General features: G+C 70.1%; 18 protein-coding genes, 1 pseudogene and 1 riboswitch. Of the genes and pseudogenes, 16 read left to right on the top strand and 3 right to left on the bottom strand.

Annotated features, from left to right (window positions below; genetic code table 11):
* The first annotated feature begins 21 nt into the window (after positions 1-21).
* Positions 22-164: riboswitch (cobalamin riboswitch) on the top strand.
* An 85-nt stretch (positions 165-249) separates the two neighbouring features.
* The 6 genes from ACWPQI_RS18745 (at position 250) to ACWPQI_RS18720 (ending at position 6,197) form a co-directional block, all read left to right on the top strand.
* Positions 250-1,209 (top strand): ABC transporter substrate-binding protein, encoded by a 960-nt coding sequence (locus ACWPQI_RS18745; RefSeq protein WP_474738428.1) that lies wholly within the window; start codon positions 250-252, stop codon positions 1,207-1,209.
* Entirely contained in the window at positions 1,206-2,234 is a 1,029-nt protein-coding gene (locus ACWPQI_RS18740) for a FecCD family ABC transporter permease (protein ID WP_017680701.1), read from the top strand. The genes ACWPQI_RS18745 and ACWPQI_RS18740 overlap by 4 nt, the downstream gene beginning before the upstream one ends.
* Positions 2,231-3,037: an ABC transporter ATP-binding protein gene (locus ACWPQI_RS18735; RefSeq protein WP_048772153.1), complete on the top strand. Its 807-nt coding sequence runs from the start codon at positions 2,231-2,233 to the stop codon at positions 3,035-3,037. Before ACWPQI_RS18740 ends, ACWPQI_RS18735 begins: the two co-directional genes overlap by 4 nt.
* Positions 3,037-4,383 carry a bifunctional adenosylcobinamide kinase/adenosylcobinamide-phosphate guanylyltransferase gene (locus ACWPQI_RS18730; protein ID WP_010593161.1) on the top strand — a complete coding sequence of 449 codons (1,347 nt, stop codon included), beginning with the start codon at positions 3,037-3,039 and terminating at the stop codon, positions 4,381-4,383. The genes ACWPQI_RS18735 and ACWPQI_RS18730 overlap by 1 nt, the downstream gene beginning before the upstream one ends.
* A gap of 355 nt (positions 4,384-4,738) precedes the next feature.
* Positions 4,739-5,443, top strand: coding sequence for an MspA family porin (locus tag ACWPQI_RS18725; protein WP_017680698.1), 705 nt, complete (start codon positions 4,739-4,741; stop codon positions 5,441-5,443).
* A gap of 64 nt (positions 5,444-5,507) precedes the next feature.
* Positions 5,508-6,197 (top strand): MspA family porin, encoded by a 690-nt coding sequence (locus ACWPQI_RS18720; protein WP_010593159.1) that lies wholly within the window; start codon positions 5,508-5,510, stop codon positions 6,195-6,197.
* A gap of 197 nt (positions 6,198-6,394) precedes the next feature.
* Here the strand turns inward: ACWPQI_RS18720 and ACWPQI_RS18715 are convergent, their stop codons facing one another.
* Positions 6,395-7,153 carry an HAD-IIA family hydrolase gene (locus ACWPQI_RS18715; protein ID WP_051009369.1) on the bottom strand — a complete coding sequence of 253 codons (759 nt, stop codon included), beginning with the start codon at positions 7,151-7,153 and terminating at the stop codon, positions 6,395-6,397.
* A 65-nt stretch (positions 7,154-7,218) separates the two neighbouring features.
* A complete protein-coding gene (locus ACWPQI_RS18710; RefSeq protein ID WP_010593157.1) occupies positions 7,219-7,989 on the bottom strand; it encodes a sulfite exporter TauE/SafE family protein in 771 nt (256 codons plus the stop codon).
* Positions 7,990-8,367: 378 nt separating this feature from the next.
* Between ACWPQI_RS18710 and ACWPQI_RS18705 the strand changes: the two genes are divergently transcribed.
* The 10 genes from ACWPQI_RS18705 to fgd all read left to right on the top strand — a co-directional run bounded on the left by ACWPQI_RS18705 (position 8,368) and on the right by fgd (position 21,073).
* Positions 8,368-10,287, top strand: a complete 1,920-nt coding sequence (locus ACWPQI_RS18705) for a hydantoinase/oxoprolinase family protein (protein WP_064065810.1) — start codon at positions 8,368-8,370, stop codon at positions 10,285-10,287.
* Between the two features lie 53 nt (positions 10,288-10,340).
* Positions 10,341-10,763, top strand: coding sequence for an acetone carboxylase subunit gamma (locus ACWPQI_RS18700; RefSeq protein WP_017681267.1), 423 nt, complete (start codon positions 10,341-10,343; stop codon positions 10,761-10,763).
* Positions 10,764-10,793: 30 nt separating this feature from the next.
* Complete coding sequence (locus tag ACWPQI_RS18695) at positions 10,794-12,920, top strand: hydantoinase/oxoprolinase family protein (protein WP_059174701.1); 2,127 nt, start codon at positions 10,794-10,796, stop codon at positions 12,918-12,920.
* A gap of 25 nt (positions 12,921-12,945) precedes the next feature.
* A complete protein-coding gene (locus ACWPQI_RS18690; protein ID WP_017681269.1) occupies positions 12,946-15,270 on the top strand; it encodes a hydantoinase B/oxoprolinase family protein in 2,325 nt (774 codons plus the stop codon).
* Between the two features lie 101 nt (positions 15,271-15,371).
* Entirely contained in the window at positions 15,372-16,181 is an 810-nt protein-coding gene (locus tag ACWPQI_RS18685) for a hypothetical protein (protein ID WP_048772162.1), read from the top strand.
* Between the two features lie 75 nt (positions 16,182-16,256).
* Entirely contained in the window at positions 16,257-18,092 is a 1,836-nt protein-coding gene (locus tag ACWPQI_RS18680; protein WP_010593150.1) for a sigma-54-dependent Fis family transcriptional regulator, read from the top strand.
* 147 nt (positions 18,093-18,239) lie between these two features.
* Positions 18,240-18,710 (top strand): hypothetical protein, encoded by a 471-nt coding sequence (locus tag ACWPQI_RS18675; RefSeq protein ID WP_454297153.1) that lies wholly within the window; start codon positions 18,240-18,242, stop codon positions 18,708-18,710.
* 73 nt (positions 18,711-18,783) lie between these two features.
* A complete protein-coding gene (locus ACWPQI_RS18670) occupies positions 18,784-19,524 on the top strand; it encodes a hypothetical protein (RefSeq protein WP_010593148.1) in 741 nt (246 codons plus the stop codon).
* Entirely contained in the window at positions 19,521-19,988 is a 468-nt protein-coding gene (locus tag ACWPQI_RS18665; protein ID WP_017681271.1) for an RDD family protein, read from the top strand. Before ACWPQI_RS18670 ends, ACWPQI_RS18665 begins: the two co-directional genes overlap by 4 nt.
* A 71-nt stretch (positions 19,989-20,059) precedes the next feature.
* Positions 20,060-21,073: a glucose-6-phosphate dehydrogenase (coenzyme-F420) gene (gene fgd / locus ACWPQI_RS18660; RefSeq protein WP_026137887.1), complete on the top strand. Its 1,014-nt coding sequence runs from the start codon at positions 20,060-20,062 to the stop codon at positions 21,071-21,073.
* A 78-nt stretch (positions 21,074-21,151) separates the two neighbouring features.
* Here the strand turns inward: fgd and ACWPQI_RS18655 are convergent.
* Positions 21,152-22,095, bottom strand: a pseudogene (locus ACWPQI_RS18655) (AraC family transcriptional regulator).
* Positions 22,096-22,268 lie beyond the last annotated feature (173 nt).

Genomic DNA, 22,268 nt, shown 5'->3' with positions numbered 1-22,268 from the left:
CCCCGGGCCCGGAGCCCTGCGATACGCTGCGGTGACCCCGCTTCCGGGTGGGGTGCCGCAGCGTATCGGTGAAGTCCGGTGTAATCCGGCACTGTCCCGCAACTGTGAGGCCGGCAGCGCGCTGCCGGACGAGTCAGGTCGGCCGGCGCGGCGGTCACGTACTGGTCCTCGGACGAAGGACGGTGTCGTGCCGCAACGGTGATCGTTGCAGCCGTGCTGTTTTCGTCCTCCGCCTCACGGAGGATGGTTGTGCCTGCCCCCACTGTGCCGGCCCGCCGGCTGTTCGCCGCCGGACTCGCCGCGTTCGCCCTGTTCGTCGCGTCGTGCGCCTCGAGCGGCGGCTCCGAACCGGCCTCCGCGCCCTCCGGGGACGGGAGCTTCCCCGTCACCGTGAGCTCCGGCGACGGAGCGATCACCCTCGATGCGGCCCCGGATTCGATCGTCTCCCTCAGTCCCACCGCCACCGAGATGCTCTACGCCGTCGGCGCCGGCGACCAGGTCGTCGCGGTCGACGACCAGTCCGACTTTCCCGCCGGGGTGCCCGTCACCGGCCTGTCCGGATACTCACCGAACGTCGAGGCCGTGCTCGGCTACGAACCGGATCTCGTGGTGGCCATGGACGACGTGGGCGACCTCGTCTCCGGCCTCGATGCCGCCGGCGTCCCCACGCTCCTGCTGCCGGCCGCCACCACTCTCGACGAGGCGTACACGCAGATCGAACGGCTCGGCGCCGCCACCGGGCACGTCGGTGACGCGGCCGAACTCGTCGCCTCGATGCGCAGCGACATCGACGAGGTCGTCGCCGGGTTGCCCCCGCGCCCGGCTCCGCTGACCTACTACCACGAGCTCGACGACACCTACTACAGCGTCACCGGCGACACCTTCGTCGGGGGCATCTACGAAATGCTCGGCCTGCGTTCCATCGGCGACGCCGCCGGTGCCGACGCCTACCCGCAGCTGTCCGCCGAGTACGTCCTCGACGCCGACCCCGACCTGATCTTCCTCGCCGACGGGCAGTGCTGCGGCGTCACCCCGGAAACCGTGGCCGCCCGCGCCGGCTGGGGTGAGCTGACGGCCGTCCGGTCCGGACAGATCCACGTGCTCGACGAGGACGTCGCCAGCCGCTGGGGACCGCGGGTCGTGGACCTCGTGCGGAACCTCGGGGCGATCGTGGCTGCCGCCGAACCCGCCGCCCAGCCCACCCGGTGACCCGCGCCGCGCGCCATCCGGCCCTGGTGCTCGGCGCGGCAGCCCTCGTCCTGGTGATCGTGCTGCACGTCGGGGTGCTCGTCGGCCCCGCCGGACTGACCGTGCGCGGCGTGTTCCTGGAACTGATCGACGCCCTGCCCTTCGTCGACGTCGACTCCGGGCTGACGACCCGGCAGCAGGCCATCCTGTGGAACATCCGCATGCCGCGGGTGGCGCTCGGTGCGCTGGTCGGCGCGATGCTCGCCATCGCCGGCGCCACCTACCAGGGGGTGTTCCGCAACCCGCTGGCCGACCCCTACCTGCTCGGGGTGTCGAGCGGCGCCGGCCTGGGCGCGACGCTCGCGATCGCCCTCGGCGGAGTGCTCGCGTCCGTCGGGGTGCCGGTCGCCGCGTTCGCCGGCGGCCTCGTCGCCGTCGCCGCCACGTACGCGCTCGGGCGCAGTGTCGGCGGGATGCGCTCGGAGGTGGTGATCATCCTGGCCGGCGTCGCGGTGGCGGCCTTCGCCAACGCGGCGCAGACGTTCGTCCAGCAGCTCTACGACGACACCCTGCGGCAGGTGTACACGTGGCTGCTCGGCCGCCTCAGCACCGACGGCTGGTCCGACGTGGTCGTGGTCCTGCCGTACGTCGTGGTGTCCGCGGCGGTCATCCTGCTGCACCGCCGGATGCTCGACGTGATGGCGGTGGGCGACGTCGAGGCCGCGAGCCTCGGGGTGAACCCGGCGCGGGTCCGGCTGATCCTGGTGTGCGTGGCGACCCTCGGCACCGCCGCCGTGGTCGGCGCCAGCGGCCTCATCGGTTTCGTCGGAATCGTGGTGCCGCACGCCATCCGGCTGATCGTCGGACCGGGGCACCGGCTGCTGCTGCCGCTGTCGCTGATGATGGGAGCTGCCTTCCTCGTCCTCGCGGACGTGCTGGCCCGGACCGTGATGTCCCCGGCCGAACTGCCCATCGGCGTGGTGACCGCGGCCGTCGGCGCGCCCTTCTTCCTGGTGGTGCTGCGCCGGCATCGGGGGGTGTCGTGAACGCCGTCGACTGCCGGGGCCTGCGCGTCGACCGCGGCGGCAAGACCGTCCTGCACGGGGTGGACCTGACCGTCGGGCAGGGGGAGTGGATCGCCCTCGTCGGGCCCAACGGTGGGGGGAAGACCACGCTCCTGCACGCGCTGGCGGGACTGGTACCCGCAACCGGCCGGGTCCGCGTCGGCGGACTGGACCCCGCTCACGCCGGGCGCCGGGCGATGGCCCGGACGGTGGCGCTCATGCCGCAGCGGCCCGTCGTGCCCGAGGGCATGACGGTCACCGACCTGATCCGGCTCGGCCGCACCCCGCACCTGCCGCGGTTCGCGACCGAGTCGGCGCACGACCGTGACGTGGTCGAGTCGGTCCTCGACCGGCTCGACCTGCGCGGGCTGGCGGCCCGTCCGGCGACGGAACTGTCCGGCGGCGAGCTGCAACGGGTGGTCCTCGGGCGCGCACTCGCGCAGGAGCCGCAGGTGCTGCTGCTGGACGAACCCACTAGCGCCCTCGACATCGGCCACCAGCAGCACGTGCTGGACCTGGTGGAGTCGATGCGCGCGGAGAACGGGATCACGGTCCTCGCGGCGATGCACGACCTGACCTCGGCGGCGCTGTACGGCGGACGGCTGGTACTGCTCACCGACGGTCGCGTGGTCGCCGACGGTGCGCCCCGGCAGGTGCTCACGGCCCGGCGCATCGCCGAGGTGTACGGCGCGCGCGTCGAGGTGCTGGACCGTCCCGGTTCCGGTCCGGCCGTCGTGCCGGTGCGCGGAAGTTCTTCGGGCCGAGTCGAATCGGAGGATCCGTGATGGAGGTACTGCTGCTGGGCACGGGTGCGGCCGACGGCTGGCCGAATCCGTTCTGCCTGTGCCGGTCCTGCTCGGACGCCGCCGCCCGCGGCGAGATACGCGGGCAGACGGCCGCACTCGTGGACGACGTGCTCATGCTCGACTGCGGTCCCGAGGCGCCGCGCGCGGCCCTGCGCCACGGCCGCACGCTCGCCGGGGTGCGGCACGTCCTGCTCACCCACTCCCACCCCGACCACCTCGGTCCGCAGGCGCTGCTGTTCCGATCCTGGGCGGCAACGGATTCCGAGATCGAGGTGATCGGCCCAGTCGACGCGCTGGACCAGTGCCGGGACTGGATCGCACCCACCGACCCGGTGCGGTTCGTGCCGGTCGCGGCCGGGGACGTGCTGACAGTCGGCGAGTACCGGGTGCGGGTGCTGCCCGCCGCGCACCGCGTCCTGGTCGACGGAGACTCCGTGCTCTACGACGTGCAGGGCCCCGGTGGTGACCGCATGTTGTGGGCATGCGACACCGGACCCCTGCCCGTGGAGTGGTTCGACCGGGTCGCCGGTGCGGAATACGATGCGGTGTTCCTGGAGGAGACGTTCGGGGACCGACTGGATCTGGGCTCCGCGCACCACACGCTGCCGGCGTTCGGCGAGACGGTGCGCACCCTGCGCGCGTGCGGGGCGGTGACCGAGCGGACGGAGGTGGTGGCCGTGCATCTCGGCCACCACAACCCGCCGGTGGGGCAGTTGCGGATCCGGCTGGCGGCCAGCGGGGCGCGACCAGGCGACGACGGTGAGGTGACGACGGTGGGACGCACGACCGGCAAAGCCGCTGCGACGCAGCGCACTCTGGTACTCGGCGGTGTGCGTTCCGGCAAGTCGCGGCACGCCGAGGAGTTGCTCGAATCGTTCCCGGCGGTGACGTACGTGGCGACGGGCGGCACGCGCGACGGCGACGCGGAGTGGGCCGAGCGCGTCGCGCTGCACCGTGCCCGCCGGCCGCGGTCGTGGACGACGGTCGAGACCGACGACGTGGCGGCCGTGCTCCGCGAGGCGGACGAGCCGTTGCTGATCGACTGCCTGGGGACCTGGCTCACCGCGCGCCTGGACCGTCACGACGTGTGGTCGGGTGGGGACCTCGCCGCGGTCGAGGCGGATGTCGAGCAACTGCTCGATGCGTGGCGTTCGTGTGCCGTGCCGGCGGTGGCGGTCAGCAACGAGGTCGGCAGCGGCGTGGTCCCGCCGACGGCGTCCGGCCGGCTGTTCCGGGACCTGCTCGGTCGGCTCAACGCACGGGTCGCGGCCGAGTCGCAGGCGGTGACGTTGGTCGTCGCGGGCATCCCGACGCGGTTGCGCTAGATCATCGAACTGCGTTCTGCGCAAGTAGGATTCCCAGTCACAGATAACCCCTCTGCCGCACACGGCTGTGCTCAGATGTGATCTGGAACACAGGCGTAACTGTTTAGTGACCCTTTGCACCGGGCGTGTTATCGTTCCGAAACGAACTGGGGTCCGAGCGGGGGTGTCGGTCCACAGTGCCCCTCGGGGCAGGCACACCAACGACACCTGAATCCGCTTGTGCGAGAAACCGACCGGTATCTCGCCCCGACCTGACCAGAATGCACATCCGAATCGACCGCGGCGGCTGCCCGCGGCCGTGATCAGCCGTGCCCGGGGGCGCCCGGGTAACCGCACACCTGAGTAGGGGAATGAATTGAGCAACAAGCACACGTCCGGCCTCCGCCGCGGCGCACGCATCGGTGGTGTCGCAGCAGCGGCCGCCGTCGCCCTGGGCTTCCTGTCCGCAGGTGCGGCGAACGCCGACACCTTCGTGCCGCTGCCCGACGGCGAGATCGTCGCTCCCGACGGAAACCGCATCACGAGAGTTGCCGAGAGCGCTCTGATCTCGCCCTCGCTCGCGGCGAACGGGGCGGGTCGCGTGGCCTGGGTGTCCGGCACGGTGACGGCCGAGGCGAAGAATGTTCCGGCCGACGCGAAGCAGGGACCCACCAACGGTGGCATCAACATGAACGATCTGACCGGCACTCAGGGTACGGGCGGCACCTCCACCGACGGTGTACCCCGTCTGACCACCGGTTACATCGTGGGTTGCCAGATGGACATCGCCGGCCTGAAGGGCAGCTTCGGCGGCGGTATCGACGTCGGTCCCTCGGCCGGCGGCGGCAGCCTCTCCGGGTCCATCAGCGTTCCGATCGCTGCCGGTCAGGTGAAGTTCGCGCGCGTGGACAGCAAGGCCATCCCGGCGGACGGCACGTACACCATCCAGTACCAGGACGCGCAGATCGAGGTCCAGGGCTGCGGCGGCTTCGCGCAGGCACGCTCGTACACGGTCCTGGAGATCACGGGTGCGAACTACTCGAAGACCACCCTGTACGGCCAGCCGTTCAGCATCGGCTGATTCTGTCGCCGCCCTCCACCCGACTCTTCGCTCACGCGAGCATCGAAACCTCGAGAGAGAGAACATGAAGACCAGCATCGCCAACGGCCTGCGCCGTGGTCTCAAGGCGGCCGGCGTCGGCGCCACCGTCGCCGTCGCCATCGGATTCGCCTCCGCCGGTGCGGCCAATGCCGACACCTTCGTCGAACTGCCCCGCGGGGAAATGACGCAGACCCTTCCCGACGGAACCTCCGTGACCGTCCGGCTCGACCGGGAGACCGCCAACATCTCCCCGTCCATGGGCGCCACCGCGCTGCACCGCAACGTGTGGGTCTCCGGACAGGCGAGCGTGCAGCTCGACGGTCCGGGAGCAGCAGCGGCCAAGACCAAGCTGCAGCCCGGCTACATCGTCGCCTGCCAGCTCAACCTCGGCGGCACCGCCGGCGTCGGTGCCGGCGTCAAGGCGAGCTACGCCGGCCAGAACGGCTCGATCACCCCGTCCGCCAACGGCAACGGGACCGTCACCCTCGGCCCCGGGCAGGCGATGGACTTCAAGATCATCGACCGCACGATCGCCAACGCGTTCGACGAGGAACAGCACCTGCCCTTCAACCAGATCTCGGGCCCGCAGAGCGTGACCTGGCAGGATTCGACGATCGCCATCGGCGGGTGCGCCGGCTACGCCCAGGCCCGCAGCTACGTCAAGGCCACCGTCGAGACCGCAACCACGACCCAGCAGGTCACCCTCTGGGGCCAGCCCTTCAGCATCGGCTGATCGAGGCGCCTTCCGGAGGTGAGCAGCCCCGCCGACGAGAACCTCATCCTCTCGTCGGCGGGGCGTTGTCGCTGCCCGGTCCGGTGGGGGCCGGGCAGTGGCGCTGTGGGGTGAACAGCGAGAGGGAGGTTGTCGCGGCATCGCCCGAGTGGCATGCGCGAGAACCTCCCTCTCGCGGCCGGAACCGCCCGCTCCGGTCAGAACGGATTCGCCGTGCGCCCCACCAGTTCCGCGACGGATTCGATGACCCGGGTGGGCCGGTAGGGGAACATCTCCACGGACTCGCGGGTCGAGATACCGGTCAGCACCAGCAGCGTCTGCAGACCCGCCTCGAGGCCGCAGACGATGTCGGTGTCCATCCGGTCGCCGATCATGAGCGTGTGCTCCGAGTGCGCACCGATCGCGCGCAGCGCGGACCGCATCATCAGGGCATTCGGTTTGCCGACGAAGTACGGTTCGCGGCCCGTCGCGCGGGTGATCAGCGCCGCGACGGCCCCGGTGGCGGGGAGCGAACCCTCACGCGACGGTCCGGTCGGATCCGGATTGGTGGCGATGAACCGGGCGCCGCGCTCGACGAGCCGGATCGCGGTGGTGATCGCCTCGAACGAGTAGGTGCGGGTCTCCCCGAGGACGACGTAGTCCGGGTCGTTGTCGGTCAGGACGTAGCCGATGTCGTGCAGAGCCGTGGTCAGTCCCGATTCGCCCACCACGTACGCGCTGCCGCCGGGTCGCTGATTCGCCAGGAACGTCGCGGTCGCCAGCGCCGACGTCCAGATCGCCTTCTCCGGGATGTCGAGGCCGGTGCGTAGCAGCCGGGCGCGCAGATCCCGCGGAGTGCGGATCGAGTTGTTGGTGAGCACCATGAACGGTGTGCCGTTCTCCCGCAGTTCGGTCAGGAACGCGTCGGCGCCGGGTATCAGGTGTTCCTCGTGCACCAGGACGCCGTCCATGTCCATGAGGTAGTTCCAGACCGGCGCGGGTACGGGTTCGTCGTTCACCGTTCGAGTGTGTCACCGACCGCTCACGCCAGCAGCCGGTACAACCCGATCGAGCCGACCACGACGATGACGGCCCGCAGTGCCGTGGGCGAGAGCCGGCGGCCGTACCGGGAGCCGAGGGCGCCGCCGATCAGCGAGCCCACGGCGATCAGCGCCGCCGCCGTCCAGTCGATCCGGTCGAACGCAACGAGTGTGTAGGCGACGGCAGCCACCACGTTGACCAACAGCGAGAGCAGGTTCTTCGCGGCGTTCTGCCGCTGGATGTGGTCGTGCAGCAGCGCCCCGAACAGACCCATCAGCAGGATGCCCTGCGCGGCCGTGAAGTAGCCGCCGTACACGCCCACGGCGAAGGTGCCGACGACCAGCGCCGTCATGCGCGCCGGCCCGATCTGCTCGGCCGGGCCGCTGGAGCGTCGCAGCACCCACTGCTGCAGCTTCGGCTGGAACACGACCAGGAGCAGCGCCAGCACGAGCAGAACGGGCACGATCGTCTCGAAGGCCGTTTCGGGCAGGTTCAGCAGCAGCCACGACCCGAGGACCGCGCCGGAGACGGAGGCGGGGATCTGCCATCGCAGCCGCGGCCACTGCCCGCGCAGCTCGCGCCGGTACCCCCACGTGCCCGACACCCCACCCGCGACGAGCCCGACGGCGTTGGACATCGTGGCGGTCACCGGGGGCAGCCCGAAGGCGACGAGGGTCGGGAAGGTGATGAGGGTCCCGGAGCCGACCAGCGCGTTGATCGCGCCGGCGCCCAATCCGGCCAAGGCGACGACGAACAGTTCCAGCGGTGTCACCGAGCCGACCTTACGTCAGCGGCCGAGGTGAGCGGTCGCCGCCACCCCTGCTCGGCACGCCTGTCCGAATCCGGTGTCCGGAGGGGGCTTTCGCAGCCGCCGACGCGGGACTGAGCGGCCCGCCGCGCCGGAAACCTCTACCCGGCTGCGCACCGTCCCATTTCGGGACACCGCTCGTCGGCGGGAGCCGTCCCGCAACCGGGGCGGCCGGACGTCCCGGTGCCGTGCCGCGCCGAACCCGCAGGTAGAGGCCGCCTCGAGCCGGAAGATGAGCCACGTCATAGCCGGTGTCCGGAAGTGGCACACTTCACATCCCACGGCCGGGCCCAGGCTTTCCCCATTCGAACCGCAACACGCAACCCGAACGGGGGACACCCGATGGACAGACTCATCAACATCGACAACGGTGGCACGCTCACCGACATCTGCGCCTGGGACGGCCACGAATTCAGCTTCACCAAGACCCTCACCACACCGTTCGATCTGTCGCAGTGCCTGTTCGACGGACTGACGAAGGTGTCGAAGGAGATCTACGGCGCCGAGGACCTGCCCACCCTGCTGCACTCCACGGCGCACATCCGCTACTCGACCACGCAGGGGACGAACGCGCTCGTCGAGCGCAAAGGTCCCCGCATCGGCATCGTCACGGACTCGGCCACCCTCGTCGACGAACTGCGCCGCACCCCCGAGCAGCGGGCGCTGTTCGACGACCTCGTCGGCACCCGCGTCGCCGTCGTCGACACCGACGCGGCGGACCTCGAAGGCGAACTGGTCGCCCGGGTCAACCGTCTGACCACCGACGGCGCCGCCCGCATCGTCGTCGCCGTCGGGAACACCGACGACGGACGTGAACGGACGCTGCGCGGCATCCTGCTCCGCAAGTTCCCGCGCCACCTGCTCGGGTCGGTTCCGTTCCTGTACTCGTGGGACTTCACCACGGACCGCACGCCGGCCCGGCGGGTCTGGTCGGCCGTGATCAACACGTTCCTGCACCCGACCATGGAACGGTTCCTCTACAACGCCGAGCACCGGCTGCGCGACCACCGCGTGAAGAACCCGCTGCTGATCTACCGCAACGACGGCGCCTCCTCGCGCGTCGCGAAGTCCGTGGCCCTCAAGACGTACTCGTCCGGCCCGCGCGGCGGACTCGAGGGCACCCGGGCGCTCGCCGAGATCTACGGGCTCAAGCACGTTCTCATGATCGACGTCGGCGGCACCACGACCGACATCGGCACGGTCGCCGGACGCGAGATCCTCACCGACCGCCGCGGCACCATCGCCGGCATCCCGACCTCCTTCCCGATGTCGAACGTCGAGTCGGCCGGCATCGGCGGCAGCTCCGTCATCACCGTCACCGACGGGGCGATCACCGTCGGACCGGAAAGCGTCGGTGCGGCACCCGGACCGGCCTGCTTCGGCTTCGGCGGCACGTCCGCGACCATCACCGACGTCAATCTCCTCCTCGGCGTGCTCGATCCGGCCACCTACCTCGACGGCGACTTCACGCTCGACGCGGACCGGGCCCGCGCCGTCGTCACCGCCACCGTCGCCGAACCGCTCGGACTCACCCTCGACGAGGCCCTGCTGGCGATGGAACAGGCGTACTTCACCGCGATGGGCAACGCCGTCGCCCCCGCGGTGTCCGACGCCGACGAGACCACCATTGCCGCGTTCGGCGGCGCCGGCCCGATGAGTGCCTGCGGCGCGGCACGGGTCGCGGGCGTGCGCAGCGTGCTCGTCCCCAAGCTCGCCGCGGTGTTCTCCGCCTTCGGCATCGGGTTCTCCGACATCGGGCAGAGCTACGAGGCCGACGTCGCAGACACGACCGAGACGACCCTCGCCGCGGCCGTGACCGACCTCCTGGCCAAGGCCGAGCGGGACATGTTCCAGGAAGGGCACGCCCTCACCGACTGCGAGCTGTCCTGGACGCTGACCACCGAGGATGCGCACGGCGCCACGGTCGACGAGACGCCGTACGAGCCCGGGGAGTGCGTCGAGCTGCTGCCCGGCGCGTCCACCGCACTGACCCTGGTGGCCACCCGCCGGATGAACCGGATCGAGCTCCCGCACGGCTCCTTCGCCGAGGCCCGCGCCCCCCGCGCGGCGGGCGAGCGCACCGTGCTCGGAGCCGCCGGCCGGCAGCCGGTGCCGGTGTTCACGCTGGCCGACCAGGAGCCCGGCGCCACCGCCGAGGGCCCGGCCATCGTCGAAGGCCCCTTCTTCACCGCCCGGGTGCAGGAGGGCTGGAGGTTCGAGGTCACCGCCGGCGGCGACCTGCTGCTCACCGACACCCACTGACCGACAGATCCCGAAGCCTGTTCGACCGCAGGCTCGTTCGAAGGACGCACGACATGCAGATCCCCATGACCGAATACCTGGTCATCGACCTCGACAGCGAACTGTGGGTGTGCCGGGTGTGCCGGCACGAACTCGGCAGCGCCCGCGGCAACTACAAGGAAGGCACCCTGGTCTACGACCGCGACCCGCGCGAGATCCACCAGCCCATCATCGATCCCGACCGCTACGAGTTCACGTTCTCGCCGGATCCGAACTACTGCCGCATCCTCGAGTACTACTGCCCCGGCTGCGGCACCCAGATCGAGACCGAGTACATCCCGCCCGGACACCCCCCGACCGTCGACATGGAATGGGACGTCGACGCCTTGCGCGCCCAGTGGCTCGAACGCGGCACCGATCCCGGACAGGTCGTCACGTACGGCCCCGGCCAGGACGCCGAGGGCGAGTTCGAAGGCCGGCGCCACAACCACCACTAGTCACCGCGACCCGCAAGGAACCCCGTCACCATGAAACGAATCTCCGTCGACATCGGCGGCACCTTCACCGACTGCTTCTTCGCCTGGGACGACAAGTACGTCGAGGCCAAGGCCCTCACCACTCACCACAACCTGGCCCAGGGTTTCAACGAGGCCCTCGACCTCGCCTGCCGCCGCGCCGAGCTGGACCGGGACGACGTGCTGTCCCAGGTGGATTCGGTCCGCTACGCCACCACACTCGGCACCAACGCCCTCATCGAACGCAAGGGTCCGCGCGTCGGTGCCATCGTCACCCACGGCTTCGAGGACACCATCCCGCTCTCCCGCGGACGGGGCTACGGTGAGGGCCTCGATCCGTCGATGCAGCAGAACCTTCCGGCCGCGGAGCGCCCCGACCCGCTGGTCCACCGCAGCCTGATCCGGTCGGTCCAGGAGCGGGTCAACTCGGCCGGCGAGATCGTCGTCCCGCTCGTCGAGCGGAACGTGCGCGAGATGGTGCGCGAGCTCGTCGACGCCGGCGCGCAGGCGCTCGTGGTGTCGCTGGTGAACGCCACCGAGAATCCCACCCACGAGCTGCGGATCATGGAGATCATCCAGGAGGAGTACCCGGAGCATCAGCTCGGCGCGATCCCGGTCCTGCTCGGCCACCAGGTTTCCGGACGCAAGGGCGAGTACGTCCGCGCGACGTCCACCATCGTCGACGGCTTCCTGCACGGCATCATGTTCCACGCCATGAGCCAGCTCGCGAACAACCTGCGGGACTCGGGCTACGACAAGCCGATGCTCATCATCCACAACTCCGGTGGCATGGCCCAGATGAACTCGACCGATGCCCTGCAGACCATCCACTCGGGACCCGTCGCGGGTGTCAGCGCCGCCGAGCATCTGTCGGAGTCCTCGGGGATCGGCAACATCATCACCACCGACATGGGTGGCACGTCCTTCGACATCGGCCTGGTGCCGGCGGGCGGCGTCAAGCACTACGACTTCCAGCCCACGATCGACCGCTGGCTGGTCTCGGTCCCGATGATCCACCTCGAAACCCTCGGCGCCGGAGGCGGATCCATCGCGAGCTACGACCGGATCCACCACTCGGTCCGGCTCGGGCCCGAGTCCGCCGGCTCGGACCCCGGTCCGGCCTGCTACGACCGCGGCGGGCTGCGCCCCACGGTGACCGACGCCGACCTGCTGCTCGGCTACCTGGACCCGGACAACTACGCCAACGGTTTCATCAAGCTCAACCGCAAGCGCGCGGTGTTCGCCGTCGAGGAACAGCTGTGCGACGAGCTCGACCTCGACGTCATCGACGTCGCCAAGGTCATCAAGCGATCGGTCGACGAGCAGATGGCGATCGGCATCGCCAAGGAGCTGCGGGTGCGCGGCTACCTGCCGGAGGACTTCACGATGCTCGCCTACGGCGGCAACGGCCCGCTGCACGCGTGCGGGATCGCCGACCAGGCCGGCATCCGCAAGATCCTCGCCCCGCCGTTCTCCTCCGTGTTCTCCGCGTGCGGTGCCGGCAACATGAAGCAACTGCACATCCACGAACGCGGCGTCCACGTGGTGCTCTACAACGCCACCACCCGCGGGCTCTACGACAGCTACGACGAGTTCAACGAGATCGTCGCCGCGCTCGAGGCCCGGGGCGCGGAGGACCTGCGCCGTCAGGGCGTCGGCGACGGCGCGATCGAACACCGCCTCGAGATGGACCTGCGCTACGGCAACCAGCTCGTGACGACCGCGGTGGCGTTCGACATCAACCGGATCCACGGGGTCGGCGACGTGCTCCACCTGATCCGCACGTTCTCCGACATCTACTCCAAGCGCTACGGCGAGGGGTCGGCCGCACCCGAGGCCGGCATCCGCGTCCAGACCATTCGCGTCGCGTCCTACGTCAACGGTGAGACCGTCGAGTTCGATTCCCTGCACCACGACGGGAAACGGACACTGCCGGCCCCGGTCGGGCACCGCGACGTCCACTTCGTCGCGCATCCCCGGGCGATCACCACCGCGATCTACGACGCCGACGCGCTGAGTCACCACCACGTGATTCCCGGTCCGGCGATCGTCACCACCGAGAACACGACCTACCTCGTCGAGCCGGGCTGGCGCCTCGAACCCTCACCGCAGGGCGCCGTCTGGTTCCTCAAGGACTAGCGCAGAAAGCACAGGAGACACAGCCATGACCGCACTTCACGACGACCTCGCAACCGCTGCGGAGCAGCGCCTGACGGCATCGCTGAACGAGCAGGAACAGCAGTGGGTCGACGACTTCATGGACGAGACGACGCTGTTCCTCGGCCCGGATCGCGACATCATGCGTTCGCACCACATCACCTCCCGCAGCGAGTTCGAACAGCAATGCCTCGCTGACGGTGTCGACCCCCTGCAGGTGGACCGCATCCGCAAGCGCCTCGCCGGCGCCCTCGACGAGGGCTTCGAGATGTGCGAGGCGATGGGCGCGGCACCGGGCGCCAAGTGGGGCGACCTCACCACGGCCATCTACACCGCGGCCGGGGACGTCACCTACCTGTCCTGCCACGGCGTGATCGCGTTCTCCGCGATCCTGCACCACCCGATCCGGTACATCATGAAGTACTGGAAGGACGAGCCGACCGTCGGAATCCACCCCGGCGACGGGTTCATCCACAACGACGCCCGCTTCGGCAACGTCCACAACACCGACCAGTCGATGATCATGCCGATCATCCGGGACGACCGCATCATCGCCTGGGTGGCCGCCACGATCCACGAGGGCGAGAACGGCGCCTGCGAACCGGGCGGCATGCCCTCCGGTTCGGAGACCCCGTTCGACGACGGGCTGCGGATGAGCCCGTTCAAGATCGTCGAGCGCGGCGAGTTGCGCCGCGACCTGCTCACCTTCCTGCAGCACTCGGTTCGCGACCCGAAGCTCCAGCTCGCGGACCTGAAGGTGAAGATCGGTGCGGTCCAGCGCATCCAGGAACGCGTCGACAAGATCATCGACGAGGTCGGCGTGGAGACGTTCGTCGCGGCGCTGCGGATCACCGTCGAGGACGTCGAAGCCGAGGTGCGCCGGCGCATCCGGGAACTGCCCGACGGCACGGTCCGGTTCAACCAGTTCATGGACTCCACCCTCAAGGAGAACATCCTCATCAAGCTCGCCTGCTCCATCACGGTGAAGGGCGACAAGATGACCATCGACCTGCGCGGCAGCGGACCGGAGATCCTGAACCGGGCCATCAACTCGCCGCTGTGCTCGGTCAAGTCGATGATGATGCAGGCCATCCTCGCGTTCTGGTGGCCGGACCTGCCGCGCTGCACCTCCGCGATGAGCCCCATCGAGATCATCTCCGACGAGCACACGTGGTCCGACGCCGGCTACGACGCCCCCATGGGCCAGTCGCTGCAGGCCTCCTTCCGCGGCTTCTCGGCGCTCCAGAACCCCTGGGCCAAGTTGCAGTTCTCCAACCCGGAGAAGTTCTCCAACGTCATCGCGCCCTGGTTCAACCAGATCAACACCTTCCTGTGGGGCGGGGTCACCCAGCACGGCGACCAGGTCGGCAACCTGTGCGCCGACCTGAACGGAATGGGCGGCGGCGCCAAGGCCTTCCGCGACGGCGAGGACGCGGTCTCCCCGCTCTTCTGCGCGATGGCCGACACGGCCGAGCAGGAGGTCATGGAGGAGGAGGTGCCCTTCATGCAGCTGGTGAGCAAGCGGATCGTCCGCGACAACCAGGGATTCGGCAAGTACCGCGGCGGCATGGGCTACGAGATGATCGTCGCGGCCGAGGGCACCCCGCTGTGGGGCTTCATGACGGTGACCTCCGGCGCGAAGTTCTCCTCCGTCAGCGGGCAGTTCGGCGGGTACGGCTGCAACACCTACCCCCTCGCGACGGTCAAGGGCGTCAACGTCTACGACGAACTGCGCCGCAACCCGGAACGGTTCGACCTGTCCATCGAGAAGGTGATGAACGAACAGCCCTTCGAGGGCGCCGAGTACAGCACCAGCCACATGGGTCTGCAGTTCGACGTCGCCAAGGACGGTGAGCTGTACATGATTTCGCAGGGCACGGGCGGAGGCTACGGAGATCCGCTCGAACGCGCCCCGGAGGACGTGGTTGCCGATCTCGAGATCGACCGGATCTCCGCGAAGGTGGCGCACGACATCTACGGCGTCGTGTACGCGCCGGACACCTTCGTCGTGGACGTCGACGCCACGGAGGCGCTGCGTGCCTCGATGCGGCGCGACCGGCTCTCGCGCGGTGTGCCCTACGGGGAGTTCGTCGAGAAGTTCGTGACGCCGGAGCCGCCGCAGGACCTGCTGTACTACGGGTCCTGGGGCGACACCGAGGAACTGACGGCCACGCACTTCACCGTCCACGGGGCCGAGCGGGTCACCACGACGATCGACCGGATGCCGATCATCATGATGCCCGACCGCCGGGAGCTGAAGATCGCCGAACTCGCGGCCCGGGTGAAGGAACTCGAGTCGAAGCACGGCGAGATCGTCCACCGCAAGTCCTGAAGCCGGTCCGGCCCGCTCCGGCCACCGGATCCACCCCGAACCGGGTGCCCGCACGTGTGCTCCCCTCACCGTGCGGGCACCCATTCCCTGGAGTCACGATCATGACCATCTCGTTTCCCGCCATTCTCGACGCGCCGGTCTCCGGGCGCCGGGTCCCCCTCGTCGTCGACCATCTCGACTACAGCCGCCGGGTCCTGCTCCGCGGCAACCCCGTGCCGTGGACCGATCCCACCGCGCTGTCGAACTTCCTCAACCAGGCGCACGGGCTGCTGCGGCCGGACGTCACACTGCTCGATCTCGGCGAGTTCTACCGCCTCGCGGCGGACGACCCGCGGCTGGGCGAGGCGATGGCCGCCCGGTCCCGGACCGGGTACGCGTTGCGGGCGCTGCTCGCGGACGCCGCGACCACCCGCGCCGTGACGACGCTCGCCGCCACGGTGGCCGGCACCACCCGGTTGCCGCTGCTGCTGCAGATCCCCTCACCGCGGGCCTGGCTGGCGGCGACCCATCCCGGAGACGTCGCGGACCTGGACGCGGACCGTGTCGAGGCCGCGGCCATGTACGTCGCGGACTGGCTGCGCGGCTTCGCCGAGGTGCCGGTCGCGGCGGTCCTGCTCGACGAGCGGATCGCGCCGGGCGCTGCCGCCGCGTTGCCGCCGGCCGATCCGCAGTCGTACGTGCCCGTGACCAACGTGGCCGCGCACTACCGGTGGGAGATCGGACTGCGCGGCGAGGACACCGTCTCGATCGGCGAGCACGAGGGTGACGTCCTCGGCTCCGAGTACTGGCTCGCCGACGAGGCTGCCGTCCCGGACACGCACGGCGTGTTCCGGCTCGCGCACCTGCCGGCGGACGCGGTCCCGGAGACGGTGCTCGCCCGGCTGGCCGCACTCGACGGCCCCGGTGCCTGATCGTGGACGACCTGCACGCCGGTGCCGCGGGGAGCGGCACCGGCCGGAGGACGGGCGCTACCCTGGAGACGTGACATGCATCACGACCACACCGGGGCGGGGCGGCCGGTGAAGAGCGCGGACCGACGGCTGCGGGTGGCGGTGGCCCGGGCCGGATTCCTCGACTCCGGCGAACCGGACGATTCGCTGGTCTCGTCCGTCGTGTCCGCGTCGTGGCGACGCTCCGCCGCGGCGGGCGTCCGCCCGTCCGGTGGGGAGGTCCGGTTCGCGGGTGAGGTCGACCGGGCCTCCCGCCTGGTCCAGTGCTCGCTGCCGGTCCTGGACCGGCTCGCGGAGGAGACCGTCGACGTCCCGGTGAGCATCGCCCTGACCGACGCCAAGGCGCAGGTGCTGATGCGCCTCGACGGTGCCCGGGCCATCGGACGGCTGCTCGACCACGTCTCGCTCGCACCGGGCTTCGACTACAACGAGGGTCAGATCGGCACGAACGGCGTCGGCACGGTGCTCGAATCCGGGCGGGCCGTGCAGATCGAGGGCGCCGAGCACTTCCACGAACGGTTCCAGCCGTTCGCCTGCTCCGGGGCACCGATCCGGGACCCGTTCAGCGGACGCGTCGCCGGCGTCATCGACATCAGCTGCCTCACCGAGCATTCGTCGCCGCTGCTCACGACCGTGGTGCGGACCGCGGCAGCGGAGATCGAACAGAATCTGTTCCGCGACCGCAGCGCCCGTCAGCACGCGCTGTTCGACGCGTTCGTGCGCGCCGACGCCCGCGGCGGGGCGGCCCTCATGGCGATCGGGAGCGCGATGTCGCTCGCGAATCCGCTCGCCCACACCCTCCTCGCGCCGGAGGACCAACGCCGGGTCGGTGAACACGTCGACTACGTCATCGGGCACCGCGCGCGAATCGACGAACTGCTCGAACTGAGCACCGGCCTGTCCGTCCGGGTCCGGGCGACCCGGATCCTGGCGGGCGAGGACACCGCCGGATACCTCGTGGAGGTCTCCGAAGCGGCCGCGTCCGCGGCACCGCTGCCGTCCGTGCCGAACCGCGTTCGCGAGCACCGCATGCACTCCGGACGGGTCGGTCTGGCCGCGGCCGGCACGGATCGTCTCCGCTCGAGCGGTTCCTCCGCGCTGTGGATGCGCGCCTGCGACGAGATCGAGGAGGCCCTGTCCGCCGGGGCGAAGCTGCTCCTCACCGGCGAGCCGGGCACGGGGAAGGCCTCTCTCGCGTCCGAGATCTTCCACTCCCTGTACGCCGGGGGGCGGAGCATCCTCGTGGACGGCAGCGAGACCGATCTGTCCGGGCTCACGGTGCCCTCCGCCAACCCCACCCTGTACGTGCTGCGCAACATCCAGGCGATGCCCGGCCCGCTCACGACCACCCTGGCCGAGACCCTGGCGGAACCCGTCGCCGAGCACGTCTTCGTCGTGGCCACCATGGAGGAGTCCGAGGAGCCGCCCTCCGAGACCCTCGCCCCGCTGCTCGCGGCGCTCGACCGGACGGTGCACGTTCCCGCCCTGCGACACCGCACGGACGACATCGCAGGAGTCGTGGCCCAGGTCCTCCGCAAGATCACCGGATCGCAGAGCCGCACCGTCGCTCCCGACGCCATGCGGGTGCTGGCACGCTATCCGTGGCCGCGCAACATCCACGAGGTCGAGGCGGCGCTGCGCTGCGCCGTCGCGCACCGGCCTGCCGGTGCCATCACGGTCGAGGACCTACCCGAGTGGTGCCGGCACGGTCCGCGCCGGCAGCTCAACGCGGTCGAGTCCGCCGAACGGGACCTCATCGCCAAGGTCCTGCGGGAAACCGGTGGCAACCGGGTGCACGCCGCGCGCGCCCTGGGAATCTCCCGGTCGTCGCTGTACCGGAAACTGACCCTGTTCGGTTTCACCGGCGAGTAGGCCCCCGCCGGTCGTCGAATCTGCCGCCGGTGCTCGCACGGTGCGAACCCGTGTCCGGATGTGGGACAGTTCACGACCGCCCCTCCTGCCGAAGATGGAGACAGCACATCTCGTCAGCGCGAAGGAGGAACGAGAGTCGTGGACGTCATGGACGAGCCGTTCTTCAGCTGGAACCGGCGACGAATGATCCTGCACACCAAAAGATGTCCGGTCCCCGAATCGTCCGGGTCGCCGGCCGGCGCCGAGCTCGTCTCGGACGTCCCGCTGACGGTCGGAACCCGGCGAGGGCGTCTGATCACCGTCGTCGTCGACGACGACGAGTACGTGGCACTGGTGGTGGGCGACGTCCGGGGGCGGCACGATGTGCCGGTGCGCCGGGTGGTCACCGAAGGGTTACTGATCGAGGGGAGCCGCAGCCGGCTCGACGCGGAGATCCTGTTGCCCGTTTCGGAGGCACCCGTCGTTCCCGTACCGGATGTCCGGCGGATCCCGGACCCTCGGGGCCCGTACACCGAGGCGGTGCAGGCACTCCTCGCGTACTCCGGAGCCCGGTCCGTCACCGTCGAATTCGCCCCGGCGTCGCGTCCGGCCGCTCGGGTCCTGAACCGATCCGCGTGAACGTTCCGGTCGGAGATCCCCCGCAGATCGGGAACTACGTGCATTTCGGGCGCCGGAGGGCTTTGATATCGGTATGAACGGCAGGACCGCCCCGGACCCGGTGCGCGTGGCGGTGGGGGCCGCGGCCACCGTGGGCGACGGGATTCGTCGCATGCTTCTGTTCGGCGTCGACGCAGCGCGCCGGCTACCGGGTGTGGACCCGGCGCTCGTCGCCCTCGAGTCGCGCGGCGCCGAGACCCTGCGCGCCGGGGACGAGATCGCGGACCGGGTGCTGCACACCGTGGTGCGCAGGGTGGTGGACGCGGCCCTGGACGTCGTGGACATCACCGCCGTCGTGCGGGACCACGTGGACCTCGACGTCCTCGCGGAGGGGATCGACATCGAGCGGATCCTCGACCGGGTGGACATCGACGCCGTCGCGGCACGCATCGCGATCGCACCGATCCTGGCCCGCGTCGACATCGACGCGGTCGCCGCGCGAGTGGACGTGGCGGCGATCGTCGACCGCGTGGACCTCGACGCGCTCGCGGCGAAGATCGACGTCGAGGCGATCATCGACCGCGTCGACCTGGACGCGCTCGCGGCGAAGATCGACGTGGACGCGATCATCGGGCGGGTCGACCTCGTCGGCCTCGCGAACGCGGTGATCGAAGGGGTCGACCTGCCGAGCATCATCCGCGAGTCGACGGGGTCCATGTCCACCGAGGCGGTCCGCGGCGTCCGCAGCCAAGGGATGCACGCCGACGACGCGGTGTCCGGGTTCGTCGGGCGGTTCTTCGGACGCGTGCCGGAAACCCCGGAAGCACCCGCGTGACCGGCGGCGGGCAGCCGCACGGGCCGGCGGGGATCGTCACGCGGGGTATCGCGGCTGCCGTCGACCTCGGCGTGGTGCTCACGGTGATGGGCGGGATCTACCTGGCCGTGCTGTTCGCGCGACTGCTGTTCTCGCCGCAGGAGTTCACCCTCCCGGACGCACAGATCCTGCTGTCCGTCGCCGTGTTCGTCGGTGTCGCGGTGGTGTACCTGACGGCGTGCTGGGCGACGACGGGACGAACACTCGGCGCGGTGGTGATGGGGCTACGGGTGGTCAGCCGCAACGGCGACCTCGTCGGGTGGATTCGTTCCGCGGCGCGGGCCTGGCTGTGCGTGATGTTCGGCTTCGGGTTGCTGTGGGTGGCGGTGGACCGGCGCCGGCGGTCTCTGCAGGACATCCTCCTGCGCACCAGCGTCGTCTACGACTGGCAACCGCATCTGCATCCGGCCGAATTCGAGACGTGACGTCGCGCCCGTCACAGTCGGCTGGGCATACTCGAACCCGGCTGAGAAACGTAGACGGGTAGGAGTTCGTGGTGTCGCAGGGTCTGAAGTTGGGGTACAAGGCGTCGGCGGAGCAGTTCGGGCCGCGGGAGCTGGTGGAGCTGGCGGTGCTCGCGGAGGAGCGGGGGATGGATTCGGCGACGGTGTCGGATCATTTCCAGCCGTGGCGGCACAACGGGGGGCATGCGCCGTTCTCGTTGGCGTGGATGACCGCGGTCGGGGAGCGCACCTCGCGGTTGCAGCTGGGCACCTCGGTGCTGACCCCGACGTTTAGGTACAACCCGGCGGTGATCGCGCAGGCGTTCGCGACGATGGGGTGCCTGTATCCGGGGCGGGTCATGCTCGGGGTGGGGACGGGGGAGGCGCTCAACGAGATCGCCACCGGCTACGAAGGCCAGTGGCCGGAGTTCAAGGAACGCTTCGCGCGGTTGCGCGAATCGGTGCGGCTGATGCGGGCGTTGTGGACGGGGGAGCGGGTCGACTTCGACGGCGAGTTCTACGCCGCGAAGGGGGCGTCGATCTACGACGTGCCCGAAGGTGGGATCCCGGTGTACATCGCGGCGGGCGGTCCGGTGGTGGCGCGGTATGCGGGCCGGGCGGGGGACGGGTTCATCTGCACCTCGGGCAAGGGCATGGAGCTCTACACCGAGAAGCTGTTGCCGGCGGTGGCGGAGGGCGCCGAGAAGGCCGAACGCGACGCACGCCGGATCGACAAGATGATCGAGATCAAGATTTCCTACGACACCGATCCGGAGAAGGCGTTGGAGAACTGCCGGTTCTGGGCGCCGCTCTCGCTCACGCCGGAGCAGAAGCATTCGATCGACGATCCGATCGAGATGGAGGCGGCGGCGGATGCGTTGCCGATCGAGCAGGTGGCCAAGCGGTGGATCGTGGCGTCGGATCCGGACGAGGCGGTCGAGCAGGTCGCCGCGTACGTGAAGGCCGGGCTCAATCATCTGGTGTTCCATGCGCCGGGGCACGATCAGCGGCGGTTCCTGGAGTTGTTCGAGCGTGATCTGGCGCCGCGCCTGCGTGCGTTGGCCTGACGCGGCTGACGCCGCCGGTGTGCCTTTTGGGCTGCCCTGACCGCCCAAAAGGCACACCGGCGGCGGAGGCGCCTGGGATCAGGCGGTCACGCCGCGCAGCGTCTCGGACGGGCTCACGCCGTACTTGCGCCGGTACGCGGCCGCGAACCGTCCGGTGTGCATGATGCCCCAGTGGAGCGCGACATCGGAAACAGTTGCGGTGCAATCGCTCACGGACAGATCTGCATGGACACGCTCGAGCCGGACGTCGGCGAGGTATTCCATCGGTGTCATGCCGACGCACTCGCGGAACCCCTGCTGAATGCGACGGACACTGACGCCGACGAGTTCGGCCATGTCTGCGGCGGTCCACTGACGCGCCGGATCCTGCTGGATCGCGTCCATCACCCTCTTGACGGTCCGCGGACGTGCTCCGGCCGGGCAGTCGCGGTCGTCCGGCGCGGCGGCGAGCACGAGGGCTGTCGTGACGGCGCGGCACAGCTGCTCGGCCACCTGGTCGCTGCGGAGCAGGACGTTGTCCCGCAGCGACTCGTCCGCGATCGCACGCACGAGACGCAACCAGTCGGCCCCCGCGCCGGACCGCAGATCCAACTGCGCGGGCAGCCGCCTGCCGGGGCGGGGGAGCAGGCGGTCCATCTCGCGCTGCACGTAGTCGCGGTCGACCTTGAACCCGATGATCTCGCACGAACTGCTCCACCGGGTGATGACGGTCGGCTCCCGGGCGGGCAGACCGTCGCCAGCCCGGGAGCCGACACGACCTCGTCGCGGCCGACGGCGGTGACGAGGTGCCCGGTCAGGGGAATGTTGATGCCGTACGCGCCGGGGTGCTCGGAACGGATCGACACGTCCACCCCGAAGCCGATCCGCGCCAGCCGCGAGGCGCCGAGCTGGGTCGATTCCAGCGACGTGCGGGCTGCGGGCCCACGGCCGAGAAGCGTCAGCTGGTGCGGGAAGTACGCCTGGGACACCACGTCGTGCACTTCGTCCCAGTCCGTGAAGCCGCGGCTCTCCGGTGCTCGCATTCGCCCTTCCAACCCTCCCAACTGGTGCTGTGCCGGTGTGTGGGCAACTCCCCACGCTAGCACCGTACTGTGACGACGGTCACGTGTCGCCCGGTCGATCCGGCCTGGTCCGAGCCCGCTTCGCAATGCGGATCGCCCCTTCGCAACGCGGATCGACGGAGTGTGATCCGGGT

The sequence above is a fragment of the Rhodococcus sp. LMD genome (genome assembly GCF_056108245.1).
Note: the sequence above shows the minus strand (reverse complement) of the source record. Positions and strands in the feature narration are given on the sequence as shown.

Coding starts and splice junctions, on each gene's coding strand:
- ACWPQI_RS18685 (WP_048772162.1), top strand. CDS start 15,372: ATGACCATCTCGTTTCCCGCCATTCTCGACGCGCCGGTCTCCGGGCGC.
- ACWPQI_RS18690 (WP_017681269.1), top strand. CDS start 12,946: ATGACCGCACTTCACGACGACCTCGCAACCGCTGCGGAGCAGCGCCTG.
- ACWPQI_RS18700 (WP_017681267.1), top strand. CDS start 10,341: ATGCAGATCCCCATGACCGAATACCTGGTCATCGACCTCGACAGCGAA.
- ACWPQI_RS18680 (WP_010593150.1), top strand. CDS start 16,257: ATGCATCACGACCACACCGGGGCGGGGCGGCCGGTGAAGAGCGCGGAC.
- ACWPQI_RS18670 (WP_010593148.1), top strand. CDS start 18,784: ATGAACGGCAGGACCGCCCCGGACCCGGTGCGCGTGGCGGTGGGGGCC.
- ACWPQI_RS18705 (WP_064065810.1), top strand. CDS start 8,368: ATGGACAGACTCATCAACATCGACAACGGTGGCACGCTCACCGACATC.
- ACWPQI_RS18715 (WP_051009369.1), bottom strand. CDS start 7,153: ATGGACATGGACGGCGTCCTGGTGCACGAGGAACACCTGATACCCGGC.
- ACWPQI_RS18730 (WP_010593161.1), top strand. CDS start 3,037: ATGGAGGTACTGCTGCTGGGCACGGGTGCGGCCGACGGCTGGCCGAAT.
- ACWPQI_RS18720 (WP_010593159.1), top strand. CDS start 5,508: ATGAAGACCAGCATCGCCAACGGCCTGCGCCGTGGTCTCAAGGCGGCC.
- ACWPQI_RS18675 (WP_454297153.1), top strand. CDS start 18,240: ATGGACGAGCCGTTCTTCAGCTGGAACCGGCGACGAATGATCCTGCAC.
- ACWPQI_RS18695 (WP_059174701.1), top strand. CDS start 10,794: ATGAAACGAATCTCCGTCGACATCGGCGGCACCTTCACCGACTGCTTC.